The following is a 14,219-nucleotide window of genomic DNA, read 5'->3' on the forward strand; positions in this document are numbered from 1 at the left end:
CCAGCCTAGGAGTCACCACTGACAGCGGACCCCGGCCCCGTTCGGTCTGCGGCGTCCTGCGCGTACAGCGCGTCGATCAACTCGCCGTACTTTTCGCGGATCACCCGTCGGCGCAGTTTGAGCGAGGGGGTGAGTTCGCCGGTCTCGGGGCCCCATTCCTCCGGCAGCAGCCGGTAGCGCTTGATCTGTTCCGTGCTGTTGAGCCGGGCGTTGGCTGCCTCGACCGCCCGGGCGGCCTCTTCCCGGACCGCCGGATGGCCGGCGAGTGCGGACGGATCGGCGGCGATGCCGCGGGCCGCCGCCCAGGCCGCCGCCTGCTCGGGGTCCAGGACCAGGAGCGCGACCAGGTAGGAACGGCCGTCGCCGTGGACGAGGGCCTGGCCGATGAGGGGATGTTCCTTGAGGGTGTTCTCGACCGGGGACGGGGCGACGTTCTTGCCCGTCGAGGTAATGATCATCTCCTTCTTGCGGTCCGTCAGCCAGAGGTAGCCGTCCTCGTCGATCCGGCCGATGTCACCGGTCGCGAACCAGCCGTCCTGGTCACGGACGTCGTCCGAAGTTCCGTCGGCGTTCAGATAGCCGGTGAAGACCGTCTGCCCGCGCACGAGGATCTCACCGTCCTCGGCGATCTTCAGTTCCAGGCCGTCGAGGGGCCGCCCCACCGAGCCGATCCGGAAGGCCGACGGACTGTTGCAGGTGCAGACCCCGACCGTCTCGGTCAGCCCCCACGCATCCATGATCACGATCCCGAAGCCGGCCCAGAAACGGACCACGTCGGGCGGCATCGGCGCGGATGCGCTCGCCGCCCAAACCAGCCGGTCGAATCCGGCGAGCGCGAGCAACGGGTCCAGGACCGCGGTCCTGGCCTGCTGGTACGCGGCTTCGAGCGCCGCCGGTGGCTGTTCGCCGCGCTCCCGGAACGCGACGTGCTCCCGGGCCGTCGCGCGCGCCGCGTCGACCGCCGCGAGCCGGTTCCGGGGCAGGCCGGCGAGGCCGGCCGTCAGGGAGGCCGTCAGGGAGGCCGCGAGCTTCTCCCAGACTCTCGGTACGCCGAAGAACTGGGCCGGGTGCAGGGCTCTTGCCGTGGCCGCGACGGCCGCCGGGTCGGAGCAGAGGTGGACGTGCGAGGCGCGGAGGACCGGCAGATAGATGCCGAGCATCCGCTCCGCGATATGGGCGAAGGGAAGGTAGCAGATGTGCTCGACGTGGTCGGGGAGCTCGACGACCCGGTCCAGTGCGAGGGCGTTGAGAACCACGCTTCGGTGGGTGATCGGGACGGCCTTGGGATCGCCGGTCGTGCCGGACGTGTAGACGACGGTGAGCAGGTCGTCGGCGCGGGACTCCCGCCAGGCCTTCTCGAACACGTCGGGCCGGTGCAGGCGGGCGCCCGTGGCCATCAGTGATCCGTACGCACGGTGGGGTCCGGCCTCGGCCGCCTCCACGACGACCAGCTTCTCCAGCCGTACGGTGTCCTCAGCGAGCAGCGGCTCCCAGCGTTCCAGTTCGCGGCTGCCCTCGACGATCGCGAACCGGGCGCGGCTGTGCCGGGCGATGTGTGCGATCTGTTCGGGTGCCGCGGTGCCGTACACACTGACGGGGACGGCCCCCAGGTGGGTGAGAGCCAGGTCGGACAGCCAGTGTTCGGGCCGGTTGCCCATCATCATCAGGACCTGTTCACCGCGCTCCACACCGAGCGCGCTGTACCCGGTGGCGAGTACGGCGGTCCTGCGCCGTACCTCCTGCCAGGTGAGGGTCGTCCATTGCGTTGCGTCGCCGCCGGCGCGCCAGGAGAGCGCAGGACGGTCGCCATGGTCCTCGGCGTTGCGCAGGAGCAGAGCGGGCAGGGTGAGCTGCCCGCGTTCCGCGGGGAGTCGCAGGATCGTGGTCACGGCCGCCTCCTGTCACCATCGGCCGGACCGTGCGGGTCCGTACCGGAGTGGGACTGCGCTTGGATGCTGCCGGACACTTTCACAACAGTGGTGAGACAGCAATACTGTTGAACCTGGTTGGTGCAGACGCAGCAGTTCGCCGCTGGGTCGGGACGCGAGGAGCAGAGATGGCGACCGGGACCGAGGACCCGACGCTCACCGTCGACGAACTGGCGGCACGCGCCGGTGTCACCGTACGCACCGTGCGTTTCTACAGCACGCGGGGTCTGCTGCCGCCGCCGGTGATCGGTCCGCGTCGCGTCGGGCATTACGGGCCTGAGCATCTGTCCCGGCTCGCGCTCATCGAGGAGCTCCAGCACCAGGGCATGACGCTGGCCGCGATCGAACGCTATCTGGAACAGCTGCCGCCGGATCTGAGCGCACATGATCTGGCGATCCACCGGGCGCTGGTGGCGTCCTGGGCGCCGGATTCGGCGGAGGATGCGACGCGGGCGGAACTGGAGCGGCGTGCGGGGCGGGCGCTGAGCGAACAGGACATGGCGCGGTTGGCAGCCATGGGGGTGCTGGAGCGTGCGGAGCCGGCCGATGGCAGCTACCGGGTGGACCCGGGGCTGCTGCGGCTCGGGGTCGAACTGCTCGGTGTACCGATCGCGCACGAGACGATTCTGGCCGCGCGCACGGTCCTGCTGGAGCACTCCCGGTCCGCCGCGCAGGAGCTGACCCGGCTGTTCCGGGACGAGGTGTGGAATCCGTACCGGGAGCGGGAGTCGGACCCGGAGCATGTGGCGGCGATGAAGTCGCTGTCGGCCGATATGCAGCCGATGGTGCTTCAGGCGCTGGTGACCGCGTTCCAGCGGTCGCTGAAGGAGGAGCTGCGGGCCGCGTTCACTGCGGAGTGAACGCGGCCCGGGGTGCTGCTGTCAGTCGTGGAAGCTCTCGCCCTTCTCGGCCTTCTCCAGGAGCAGCGCAGGCGGCAGGAAGCGGTCGCCGTACTTCTCGGCGAGCTCCCGGGCGCGCGCCACGAAGCCGGGCAGGCCGCCCTCGTAGCCGTTGATGTACTGGAGCACGCCGCCGGTCCACGGCGGGAAGCCGATGCCCATGATGGAGCCGATGTTGGCGTCGGCGACGGAGATGAGGACGTTCTCCTCCAGGCAGCGGACGCTGTCCAGTGCCTCGGAGAACAGCATCCGCTCCTTCATGTCGATGAAGGGGATGCCGGTGTCGGGCCTCGTGAAGTGCTCACGCAGCCCGGGCCACAGGCGGGTGCGACTGCCGGCCTCGTCGTACTCGTAGAAGCCCGCGCCGCCGCTGCGTCCCGGGCGGTCGAACTCGTCGACCATCCGGTCGATGACCGCGTCCGCCGGGTGTCCCGCCCAGGTGCCACCGGCCTCCTCCACGGCCCGCCTGGTCTCATTGCGGATCTTGCGGGGCAGGGTGAGGGTCAGCTCGTCCATCAGGGAGAGCACCTTGGCCGGGTAGCCGGACTGTGCCGCGGCCTGCTCGACCGACGCGGGCTCGACGCCCTCGCCGACCATGGCGACGCCCTCGTTGATGAACTGGCCGATGACGCGCGAGGTGAAGAAACCGCGGGAGTCGTTGACGACGATCGGCGTCTTCTTGATCCGGCGGACCAGGTCGAACGCGCGGGCCAGGGCCTCGTCGCCGGTCTGCTCGCCCTTGATGATCTCGACCAGCGGCATCTTGTCCACGGGCGAGAAGAAGTGCAGCCCGATGAAGTCGGCGGGGCGCGAGACACCCTCGGCGAGGACGGTGATGGGCAGGGTCGAGGTGTTGGAGCAGAGCAGGGCGTCCGGCTCGATGATGTCCTGGATCTCCTGGAACACCTTGTGCTTGAGCGCGGTGTCCTCGAAGACCGCCTCGATGACGGCGTCGCAGCCCGCCAGATCGGCCGGGTCGTCGGTCGGGGTGATGCGGGCCAGCAGCTCGTCGCGCTCGGCCTCGGTGGTACGGCCCCGGGAGAGCGCCTTGTCGAGGAGCTTCTCGCTGTACGCCTTGCCCTTGGCTGCGGCCTGTGCGGAGATGTCCTTGAGGACGACGTCGATGCCCGCGCGGGCGCAGGAGTACGCGATGCCCGCTCCCATCATCCCGGCGCCGAGGACGGCCACCTTGCGGACCTGGCGCTCCTCGATGCCCTTGGGACGGCTGGCACCGGAGTTGACGGCCTGGAGGTCGAAGAAGAACGCCTGGATCATGTTCTTCGAGACCTGGCCGGTGACCAGCTCGGTGAAGTAGCGGGCCTCGATGGTCAGCGCGGTCTCGAAGTCGACCTGCGAGCCCTCGACGGCGGCGGCCAGGATATTGCGGGGTGCGGGCATCGGGGCGCCCGCGATCTGCTTCTTCAGGTTGGCCGGGAAGGCGGGCAGGTTCGCGGCGAACTTCGGGTTGGACGGGGTGCCGCCGGGAATCCTGTAGCCCTTGACGTCCCAGGGCTGCTGGGATTCGGGGTGGGCGTCGATGAAGGCGCGGGCCTTGTCGAGCATCTCCTCACGGGTGGTGGCGACCTCGTGGACCAGGCCGTTCTCCAGGGCGCGCTGCGGGGTGTACTGGGTGCCCTGGAGGAGGACCTTCAGCAGTGCGTCGGCGATGCCCATGAGGCGTACGGTGCGGGTGACACCGCCGCCCGCGGGCAGCAGGCCGAGGGTGACCTCGGGCAGGCCGATCCGGGAGCCCGGTGCGTCGAGGGCGACGCGGTGGTGCGAGGCGAGCGCGATCTCGTAACCGCCTCCGAGCGCCGCGCCGTTGATGGCGGCGACGACGGGAATGCCGAGGGTCTCGATACGGCGCAGCGAGTTCTTGATGGCGGTGCCGGTGTCGAAGGCCTGCTGGGCGTTCTCGGGACCGACCTTGATCATGTCCTTGAGGTCGCCGCCCGCGAAGAAGGTCTTCTTGGCGGAGGTGTAGATGATGCCGCGGACGGAGTCCTTCTCGGCCTCGGCGCGGTCGGCGATGGCCGCGATGGAGTCCTTGAAGGCCTGGTTCATCGTGTTGGCGGACTGGTTCGGGTCGTCGAGTACGAGGGTGACGACGCCGGTCTCGTCCTGTTCCCAGCGGATGGTCGTGCTCTCGGTCATTGCTTTTCTTCTCCGTAAGCAGGGGTGGCCGGGGACGGTCAGAGACGCTCGATGACGGTGGCGATGCCCATGCCGCCGCCGACGCAGAGGGTGGCGAGGCCGTATCGCGTCTCGCGCCGTTCCAGTTCGTCGATGAGGGTGCCGAGGATCATCGCGCCGGTGGCGCCGAGCGGGTGGCCGAGCGCGATCGCGCCGCCGTTGACGTTGATCTTGTCGAGGGAGAGCCCCATGTCCCTGGCGAAGCGCAGCACGACGCCGGCGAACGCCTCGTTGATCTCGACGAGGTCGATGTCGTCGATGGTCAGCCCGGCCTTGGCGAGGGCCTTGCGGGTGGCCGGCGCGGGGCCGGTCAGCATGATGGTGGGCTCGGATCCGGAGACGGCGGCGGAGACGATCCGGGCGCGCGGCGTGAGTCCGTACCGCTCACCGATCTCCTTGTTGCCGATCGCGACGAGCGCGGCGCCGTCGACAATGCCGGAGGAGTTGCCCGCGTGGTGGACGTGGTCGATCTTCTCGACCCAGTGGTACTTCTGCAGCGCGACCGCGTCGAAGCCGCCCATCTCACCGATCGCGGCGAAGGACGGCTTGAGCGCGGCGAGCGAATCGGCGGTGGTGCCCGGCCGCATGTGCTCGTCGTGGTCGAGGACGACGAGGCCGTTGCGATCCTTGACCGGGACGACGGAGCGTGCGAAGCGGCCGTCCTTCCATGCCTCGGCGGCCCGCTCCTGGGAGAGCGCGGCGAACTCGTCGACGTCGCGGCGCGAGAAGCCCTCGATGGTGGCGATGAGGTCGGCGCCGACGCCCTGCGGGGCGAAGCCGGTGTCGAAGTTGGTCATCGGGTCCATCGCCCAGGCGCCGCCGTCGGAGCCCATCGGGACGCGGGACATCGACTCGACGCCGCCCGCGAGGATCAGGTCCTCCCAGCCCGAACGGACCTTGGCGGCGGCCAGGTTGACGGCCTCCAGGCCCGAGGCGCAGAAGCGGTTCTCCTGGACGCCCGCGACGGAGTCCGGGAGGCCGGCCGCGATGGCGGCGATCCGTGCGATGTCGGAGCCCTGGTCACCGAGCGGGCTGACCACGCCGAGGACGATGTCGTCGATGGCCGCCGGGTCCAGGCCGGGGAAGCGGCTGCGGATTTCGTGGATGAGGCCGACGACGAGGTCGATCGGCTTGGTGCCGTGCAGGGCGCCATTGGCCTTGCCTCGGCCGCGCGGGGTGCGGATCGCGTCGTAGACAAATGCTTCGGTACTCAAGACAGCAGCCTTTCGATGGTGGTTGTGCGTCAGAGGTCAGGCGAGCAGCGAGCGGCCGATGATCTCCTTCATGATCTCGGTCGTGCCGCCGTAGATGGTCTGGATACGGCCGTCGGTGAACGCCTTCGCGACCGGATATTCCGTCATGTAGCCATAACCGCCATGGAGTTGCAGGCAGCGGTCGGCGACGCGCTTCTGCAGCTCGGTGGCCCACCACTTGGCCATCGAGGCGTGTACGGCGTCGAGCCCACCGTCGGAGTGTTCGACGATGCACCGGTCGACGAAGGTGCGGGTGACGGTGCACTCGGTGGCCATCTCGGCGATCTCGAACCGGATGTGCTGGAGCTTGGAGAGCGGCCGTCCGAAGGCCTCGCGCTCCTTGACGTACTGCGTGGTGATCTCCAGCAGATGTTCGGCGGCGGCGATTCCGGCGACCGCTATGCCGATGCGCTCCTGCGCCAGGTTGGTCATCAGATGGATGAAGGCGCCGTCCCGCTCGCCGAGCAGATTCTCCTTGGGGACACGGACGTCGTTGAAGAACAACTCGGCGGTGTCCTGGGACTTCTGGCCGATCTTGTCGAGGTTGCGGCCCCGCTCGAAGCCCTCCGCGCCGCGTTCGACGACGATCAGCGAGAGCCCCTTCGCCCCGCCCTGAGGAGTTGTCTTCGCCACGACGACCACCAGGTCGGCGAGGATGCCGTTGGAGATGAACGTCTTGGAGCCGTTGAGCAGCCAGTGGTCGCCCTTGTCCTCGGCGGTGGTGCGGATCCCCTGGAGGTCGGAGCCCGCGCCGGGTTCGGTCATGGCGATGGCGGTGATGATCTCGCCGCTGCAGAAGCCGGGCAGCCAGCGCCGCTTCTGCTCGTCGGTTCCGAGGCCGGTGAGGTAGGGGCCGATGATGTCGTTGTGCAGCCCGAGTGCGAGCCCGGGGGCACCGGCCTGGGTGAACTCCTCGGCGAGGACGGCGCTGTAGCGGTAGTCGGTGTTGCCGCCGCCCCCGTACTCCTCGGGTACGGCGAGGCCGAGCAGTCCCTGCCGGCCGGCCGCGAGCCAGGCCCCGCGCGAGACGATGCCGTCCTTCTCCCATTGTTCGTAGTGTGGGAGGACCTCCTTGGTGAGGAAGGTGCGGACGGTCTCGCGGAACGCGTCGTGCTCTTCGGTGAAGATCTGCCGCTGCACTGCGAGCCTCCTAGAGCCAGTTCTTGACGGTGGAGATCAGCCGGGCCGGTTCGGGGCCGACGGGGGTGACGTTGAGCATCGTCACGCCGGCCTCGCGGAAGGCCTCGATCCGGTCGCGTACGTAACCCTCGGGGCCGCAGAGCGACATGAGCTCGCAGAATTCGTCCGGGACGGCCGCCTCGGCCTCCTTCTTCTTCCCGGAGAGGTAGAGCTCCTGGATGAGTGCGGCTTCCTTCTCGTATCCGTAGGCGACGGCCAGGTCGTTGTAGAAGTTCTTGCCCCTGGCACCCATGCCGCCGACGTACAGCGCGATCTGCGGGCGTGCCAGATCCCGGAGCGCGGCAGCGTCGTCGCCGATGGCGAGGAGTCCGCCCGCGACGGTCCGGAGGGGGCCTCGTGCCGGGTCGCGCTTCGCCGCGCCTTCGGCGAGGGCCGTGCCCCACACCTGCCGGGCCTTCTCCGGAATGTAGAGCGTCGGCAGCCAGCCGTCGGCGATCTCGGCGGTCAGCCGGACATTGGCGGGGCCCAGGGAGGCGATGTAGAGCGGGATCTCCTCGCGCACCGGCCGGGTGAGGATCTTCAGCGGCTTGCCGAGCAGGCCGCCTTTCTCCTTCGGCAGCGGCATGTCGGTGATGCCGTGGTGATCGATGATCTCGCGGCGCCAGATCCGGCGGCAGAGTTCGACGGTCTCGCGGGTCCGGCCGAGCGGCTTGTCGTATGCCTTGCCGTGCCATCCCTCCACGACCTGCGGCCCGGACGCGCCGAGCCCGAGCAGCGCCCGGCCGCCGGAGATCGCGTCGAGTCCCGCACCGGTCTGGGCGATGAGGGCGGGGGTGCGGGAGTAGACGTTGAGGATGGCCGCACCGATCTTCATGCGTTCGGTACGGGCGGCCAGATAGCCCATGATCGTGGGCGAGTCGAAGCCGTACGCCTCCGCGACCCAGACGGCGTCGAGTCCGGCGGACTCCAGCGCTGCGACCTGGTCGCAGGCCTCGCGCGGGTCACCCGCGTAGTTCAGCGGCAGGGAGAGTTCCATCAGGCGGTGGTGTCCTTCCGGGTCCTCGTGATGCTGGGTACGTCCCAGTCGGCGGCGACGGCCTCGGTGTCCGTGCCGGGCCGCGCGGGCCCGCTGCGTACGGATGCGGGGGTGGCGGAGAAGCGGGGTGCGGGGGCGGGCTGGGTGAGTCCGCCGTGCTCGACGAACGTCGAGCGGGCGGCGATGTGCGGATGGCGGGGCGCCTCACGGAGCGAGAGGACGGGGGCGACGCAGGCGTCCGTGCCCTCGAACACCTCGGTCCACTCCGCGCGTGTACGGGTCCTGAACCGGTCGGCGACGAGGGTGCGCAGCTCTTGCCAGCGGGCGATGTCCGCCCGGTCCGGGGCCTCGTCCTCGATACCGAGGAGCTTGCTGAACTCGTCGTAGAACCGCTGCTCCAGCGGGCCGACCGCCATGTACTGGCCGTCGGCGGTCTCGTACGAACCGTAGAACGGGCAGCCGCCGTCCAGGAGGTTGCTGCCGCGCCGGTCCTGCCAGCCGCCGGCCGCCAGCATGCCGTGGATCATCGTCGCGAGATGGGCGGCGCCGTCGACGATCGCCGCGTCCACGACCTGGCCCCGGCCGCCGGGGGTGCGGGCGTACTGGAGGGCGGCAAGGACGCCGACGACGAGATAGAGCGAGCCGCCCGCGTAGTCGCCGACCAGGTTGGCCGGGACGGTGGGCGGCTCACCGGGCTTGCCGATCATGGAGAGGGTGCCGGTGAGGGCGATGTAGGCGATGTCGTGCCCGGCTCGTTCGGCGAGCGGTCCGTCCTGGCCCCAGCCGGTCATCCGTCCGTAGACGAGCTGCGGATTACGGGCGAGCGCGGCGGCCGGCCCGACACCCAGGCGTTCGGCGACGCCCGGCCGGTAGCCCTCGATGAGGATGTCGGCGCGCTCGACCAGATCGAGCACCTTGGCGGCCCCGTCCTCGGCCTTGAGGTCGATGAGCACGGAGCGTTTGTTGCGGTTGGTGAGGTCGTACGCGGGGTCGATGCCGAGCCCCGGGCCGTCGGGCCGGTCGACCCTGACGACATCGGCGCCGAGGTCGGCCAGGAGCATCGCGGCGAACGGGCCGGGGCCGATGCCTGCCAGCTCGACCACGCGCACGCCTGCCAACGGGCCGTGCTCTGTCGTTGCCATCAAACCCCCAGCGGTGTGACACAACTGATGTAACAGCGATGATGCTAAGAACGCACCGCGCTCCGCACAACCCTTTGGGCCGAGCAAGCGCTTAGTTCTTTCCCCTGGATCCTCCCCCACGATCGCCGCCCGGCTGCACACCGCCACGAACCCCTCCGCTAACCTCTGCCTGCTACATCGGCGCCGGCCCCTGCGGAGGCACTCGTGAACAGGCAGAACGGGACACAACGCCCCTATGACGTAGTCCTCTTCGGCGCCACCGGCTTCGTGGGCGCCCTCACCGCCGAATATCTCGCCGCCCACGCACCCACCGACTGCCACTGGGCCATGGCCGGACGCAATCGGGCCAAACTGGAGAAACTACGCGAACACCTCACCGCGATCGACCCGCGCTGTGCGGATCTCCCGCTGCTGCACGCCGACATCGACGATGAGCACTCGCTGCGCGAACTCGCCGAATGCACCCATGTGGTGGCCACGACGGTCGGCCCCTATGTCTGGTACGGCGAGCAGCTGGTCGCGGCCTGTGCCGAGGCCGGGACGGACTATACGGACCTCACCGGCGAGGCGGAGTTCGTGGACCGGATGTATCTGGAGCACGACGCGCGGGCCCGCGAGACGGGGGCTCGGCTCGTGCACGCCTGCGGTTTCGACTCGGTACCGCACGACCTCGGGGCGTACTTCACCGTCCAGCAGCTGCCGCAGGACGTGCCGCTGACGATCGACGGGTTCGTCCGCAGCAACGCCGTCTTCTCCGGCGGTACGTTCGCCTCCGCGCTCACCGCGATGAGCCGCGGCCCTCACATGCTGCGCGCCGCGCAGGAACGCCGGCTCCATGAACCCCGTCTGGTGGCCCGCCGCGCTCGCGCCCGGCTCGGCGCCCCGCACTTCAGTACGCAGACCGGCACCTGGGCGCTGCCGCTGCCGACGCTGGACCCGCAGGTCATCGAACGTTCGGCGCGGGTGCTCGTCCGGTACGGCCCCGACTTCCGCTACCGCCACTTCGCCTCCGTGAAGCAGCTGCCCGTGGCGCTGGGCGGTACGGCCGCGATCGGCGCCCTCCTGGGTGCCGCGCAGGTACCGGCGGCGCGGTCCTGGCTGATGGACCGGTACGAGCCGGGCAAGGGCCCGGACGCGGAGCGCAGGCGGCGCAGCTGGTTCACCGTGCGATTCGTCGGCAGGGGCGGCGGGCACCGGGTCTTCACCGAGGTGTCGGGCGGCGACCCCGGCTACGACGAAACGGCGAAGATGCTCGCCGAGTCCGCGCTCTGCCTCGCCCTGGACGAGCTTCCGTCGACATCGGGGCAGGTCACCACAGCCGTCGCGATGGGTGACGCACTGCTGGAGCGGCTGCGCGCGGCCGGGCTGCGTTTCCGGGTCGCGGCGGCTCGCTGAACGCACCGGCGCCCGGCTGGGGTCGGCGCGGCCGGCATGCCGGTGTCCGGCCGCCCCGGGCGGGGTGGCCGGACACCTGTCCTGCCTTCTGCGGATCGGGGTCAGCGGGACCAGCCGCAGTGCACATGGCGGCTGTGTCCGGCGTCGCCCGGGCCGAGTACCTCCTGCGCACCGAGCTTCTTGCAGGCCGCCATGAGCTGCTTGTGAGGGGCGCCGCTGCCGACGTGCCGACCGTTGATGTGCGTGATGTCGAAGGCGATCCCGGCGTAGTGCCTGGAGTTGCCGCTGTGGTCGCCGCCGACGATCTCGGAGACGGAGAGCCGGTAGCCGTACTGGGTGCGCAGCTTCAGCAGACCGTTCAGCATCCGGGGGTCGAGGGCGACCCTCCGGTTGGGCTTGTCGCCCCACGGGCTGGTGAGCGCTCCCTTGCCGTTCGCCGTGTCGATGATGTTCTGCCGCGCCGTGGATCCGGCGTGCTTGCCTCCCGGGTGGACGGTGGCCAGGGCGATCTGCTTCTGGGCCAGGATCTGCTTGGCCAGTGCCGCCCGGTTGCCGCCGGACGGGGTGCCGTTCAGCAGGGCCGCCCAGGTCCGGGCGCCGACAACGCCGTCGGCCGCGAGCCCGGCGGACTTCTGGAAGGCCTTGACCCTGTCCGCCACGGCGGCGGTGAAGGCCCCGTCCACGGCCACCGCCTGGCCGCGCGCCTTCAGCAGGGTCTGCGCGGCCTTCACGGCCGGGCCGTTGGCGCCGCTGCGCAGGGTGGTGACGAGCTTGCTCCAGGTACCGGCCCCGACAATGCCGTCCGCGGCGAGGTGCTGGGACTTCTGGAAGGCCTTCACCTTGGCCGTCGTGGTCGGGCCGAAGGCTCCGTCGACCGTCAGTGACTGTCCACGGGAGTTCAGCAGGTACTGCAGGGCGGTGACGCCGGTGCCCTTGCTGCCCGCCTTCAAGGTCGGCCAGCCCGCCGCGGCGTACCGGGCAGACCGCTCGGCGGTGGTCGGGACCGCCGTCCGGAGTTCGCCCGCGGCGGCGAGGGAGGCCGCCGGGCCGGTCAGCGCGCCGACGGCGACGATGCCGGCGAGGAGGCGTGCTGCGGTGCGGCGGGGCCGGGTGGGAAATGCGGACATGGATGACTCCTCGTCATGAGTGGTGGTGATCATTCGGCTGGGAAGGGGAATGCGGGCGGCTTCACACATGAGCTTCGTGAGCCACATCGACCTCATGAGCTTCATGAGCTGCGCGGGCTGTGCGGGCTTCATCCGCGGGAGAGCAGTGCCGCCCAGGTCTGTGTGCCGACGACGCCGTCGGCGCGGAGCCCGGCCGCCTCCTGAAAGGCCTTGACGTTCGCGACGGTCCCGGGGCCGTGGACCCCGCCCACCGCTCCCCGGTCCCCCCGGTAGCCGGCCGCGCGGGCCGTGGCGACGAAATGCCGCGCCTGCGCCGCTCCGTCGGCCGTGGTCCGGGGGTGGAAGAAGTGGTACGGGGCGCGGAGCAACGATGTCCTGGCAGTGGCGGCGTAGTCGCGGGCGAACCAGTCGTCCTTGCTGGACACCCCCTGCGTGGCCTTGAGGAAGGCGAAGCTGTTCGAGACGGCCACGCGGTTCCACTCGATCGCCGTCTCCCACCGGCTCCCCGTCGTCTCGTGGTTGTAGTGGCTGGTGTCCACACCGCTGACCCCGTACGAGGAGGGTGGCGCGGCCTCGACAGCCGGAGCGATCACCCCCAGCGCGACCAGGACTGCCCCCACCACGGTGCCGGTCAGGGCTACGCGCACTCGTACGGGTGATGTCTGAGGCATATTCAGATCTCCTTGTTTCTCGGGTGAGAAGACCGTGACCATCCCCGTCCGCCGCGAATGCGCAGGCTGGAGCATCCCCTGGAAGGGGTGGGAACGGGGTGGGTTCGCGGGGTCCGACGGACCGGCCGCTCTTCAACTGTGCAGCACGGAGCGGGACTTTCACTACGCTCTGCGTCCCGCAGGTCGATGCACCTATGCACAACCACGATGCACGGTGCTGACCTGCGTCTATGCACAGAGAAAGTCGGGGAGGAACGATGACGGACAGCACTGTGGCGAGCCGAGAGGAGCACCCGGGGCGGGCTCTGGCCGAGCTACTGAGGAACTGGTGGGAGTCGTCCGCGCGCGGCGGCCGCGAGAAACCCACTCAGAATTCCCTCGCGAAACGGCTGGGGGTCGACCAGACCACCCTCTCGCGCTATCTGAATCCCGCTCACGCCTCCAACGCGCCGCGCAGGATCGTCGAGCAACTGCACTCGGTGCTGCGGGCGCCGGCCGACGACCTGGTCCGGGCGTGCGCCCTGGCCGATGCGGCGGCCGGGGCACCGCCGGCCAGGAAACGCCCGGCGCCCACGGCGTCCCCGGATCCGGCGTCCGCCGCGACCGAATCGGTGGAGGCGGTCACCGGCACGCCCGTATCGGCAGATCCGACCGAGGGGCCGAATCCGGCGGCCCGTTGGTGGGACCGCTCCCCCGTGGCGTTCCCGACCCTGGCCGTCTCGGCTTTCCTCCTCCTCGTCCTCGGGTGCCTCGTGTGGTGGGTGGTCCCGACCACGGGACGCAGTGACAGCAAGGCCACCGCGAAGGTGTCGGACCGTCCGTCGGAGGGCACGGACTGGCCGTTGGCACGCAAGGGCAATGTGCTCTGGAAGGCACGGACCGTGCAGCATCTGCTCCGGGCGAATGGCCTGGACGTAAAGGTCGACGCCGACTACGGACCGGCCACGGCGGAGGCGGTGAAGAAGTTCCAGGCCGCTCACGGCCTGACGGTCGACGGCAAGGTCGGGAAGGACACCTGGCCGTTGCTGATCGTGACGATCGACTCGCGCACGACGAAGCCCGAGGCCGTCAAGGCGGTGCAGTACCTGCTTCACAGCGCGGGGGTGCCGACCGACACCACCGGCGCGTACACCCCCTCGACCATGCGATCGCTGAAGGAGTTCCAGGCATCCCGGGCCCTGCCCGTGACAGGCATCGGGGACGAGGACACCTGGCGTGCGCTGCTCAACGCCCAGGGTCCGGACCAGCACAAGTAGCCGCGGCGGCGAGGCGGCGCCCTCTCGGTCAGAGTGCCCAGGACACCAGCGTGCAGACCATCGAGACGGCCCAGACCGCTCCCGCGAGAATGCCGAGAGTCATTCCCACCGCGACCCGGCGTTGTGCAAGATAGACGGTTCCTGGTCGCGTGGACGTTCGATGTTCGGTCATACGTACC

Annotated in this window: 12 protein-coding genes; 3 read left to right on the forward strand and 9 right to left on the reverse strand. The window is 69.9% G+C overall.

Annotated features, from left to right (window positions below; translation table 11 throughout):
• Positions 1-5 precede the first annotated feature (5 nt).
• Positions 6-1,889 (reverse strand): AMP-dependent synthetase/ligase, encoded by a 1,884-nt coding sequence (locus IEZ15_RS24455; protein WP_189279370.1) that lies wholly within the window; start codon positions 1,887-1,889, stop codon positions 6-8.
• A 167-nt stretch (positions 1,890-2,056) separates the two neighbouring features.
• Here IEZ15_RS24455 and IEZ15_RS24460 point away from each other — a divergent pair, with 167 nt between their 5' ends.
• A complete protein-coding gene (locus IEZ15_RS24460; RefSeq protein WP_189279371.1) occupies positions 2,057-2,788 on the forward strand; it encodes a MerR family transcriptional regulator in 732 nt (243 codons plus the stop codon).
• Between the two features lie 21 nt (positions 2,789-2,809).
• On the opposite strand, the gene IEZ15_RS24465 is transcribed toward IEZ15_RS24460, so the two are convergent.
• From IEZ15_RS24465 to IEZ15_RS24485, 5 genes are read right to left on the reverse strand one after another with little or no spacing between them, the layout of a single operon-like run.
• On the reverse strand, positions 2,810-4,981 hold the full coding sequence (locus IEZ15_RS24465; protein WP_189279372.1) for a 3-hydroxyacyl-CoA dehydrogenase NAD-binding domain-containing protein: 2,172 nt from the start codon (positions 4,979-4,981) through the stop codon (positions 2,810-2,812).
• Between the two features lie 38 nt (positions 4,982-5,019).
• Positions 5,020-6,234, reverse strand: coding sequence for an acetyl-CoA C-acetyltransferase (locus IEZ15_RS24470; RefSeq protein WP_189279373.1), 1,215 nt, complete (start codon positions 6,232-6,234; stop codon positions 5,020-5,022).
• A 36-nt stretch (positions 6,235-6,270) separates the two neighbouring features.
• Positions 6,271-7,413 carry an acyl-CoA dehydrogenase family protein gene (locus IEZ15_RS24475; protein ID WP_189279374.1) on the reverse strand — a complete coding sequence of 381 codons (1,143 nt, stop codon included), beginning with the start codon at positions 7,411-7,413 and terminating at the stop codon, positions 6,271-6,273.
• A gap of 10 nt (positions 7,414-7,423) precedes the next feature.
• Positions 7,424-8,449 carry an LLM class F420-dependent oxidoreductase gene (locus tag IEZ15_RS24480; protein ID WP_189279375.1) on the reverse strand — a complete coding sequence of 342 codons (1,026 nt, stop codon included), beginning with the start codon at positions 8,447-8,449 and terminating at the stop codon, positions 7,424-7,426.
• Positions 8,449-9,591, reverse strand: coding sequence for a CaiB/BaiF CoA transferase family protein (locus IEZ15_RS24485; RefSeq protein ID WP_189279376.1), 1,143 nt, complete (start codon positions 9,589-9,591; stop codon positions 8,449-8,451). The genes IEZ15_RS24480 and IEZ15_RS24485 overlap by 1 nt, the downstream gene beginning before the upstream one ends.
• 204 nt (positions 9,592-9,795) lie before the next feature.
• Between IEZ15_RS24485 and IEZ15_RS24490 the strand changes: the two genes are divergently transcribed.
• On the forward strand, positions 9,796-10,986 hold the full coding sequence (locus IEZ15_RS24490; RefSeq protein WP_189279377.1) for a saccharopine dehydrogenase family protein: 1,191 nt from the start codon (positions 9,796-9,798) through the stop codon (positions 10,984-10,986).
• A gap of 101 nt (positions 10,987-11,087) precedes the next feature.
• On the opposite strand, the gene IEZ15_RS24495 is transcribed toward IEZ15_RS24490, so the two are convergent.
• Positions 11,088-12,113: a peptidoglycan-binding domain-containing protein gene (locus IEZ15_RS24495; protein ID WP_189279378.1), complete on the reverse strand. Its 1,026-nt coding sequence runs from the start codon at positions 12,111-12,113 to the stop codon at positions 11,088-11,090.
• A gap of 128 nt (positions 12,114-12,241) precedes the next feature.
• Positions 12,242-12,784, reverse strand: a complete 543-nt coding sequence (locus tag IEZ15_RS24500; RefSeq protein ID WP_189279379.1) for a GH25 family lysozyme — start codon at positions 12,782-12,784, stop codon at positions 12,242-12,244.
• A 257-nt stretch (positions 12,785-13,041) separates the two neighbouring features.
• On the opposite strand from IEZ15_RS24500, the gene IEZ15_RS24505 reads away from it, so the two are divergent.
• Positions 13,042-14,040 carry a peptidoglycan-binding protein gene (locus IEZ15_RS24505; RefSeq protein ID WP_189279380.1) on the forward strand — a complete coding sequence of 333 codons (999 nt, stop codon included), beginning with the start codon at positions 13,042-13,044 and terminating at the stop codon, positions 14,038-14,040.
• Between the two features lie 28 nt (positions 14,041-14,068).
• On the opposite strand, the gene mmpA is transcribed toward IEZ15_RS24505, so the two are convergent.
• Positions 14,069-14,212: a morphogenic membrane protein MmpA gene (gene mmpA, locus IEZ15_RS24510; RefSeq protein WP_189279381.1), complete on the reverse strand. Its 144-nt coding sequence runs from the start codon at positions 14,210-14,212 to the stop codon at positions 14,069-14,071.
• Positions 14,213-14,219: the final 7 nt, after the last annotated feature.

The organism is Streptomyces atratus (genome assembly GCF_014648655.1).
GTDB classification, from domain to species: Bacteria; Actinomycetota; Actinomycetes; order Streptomycetales; family Streptomycetaceae; genus Streptomyces; species Streptomyces atratus.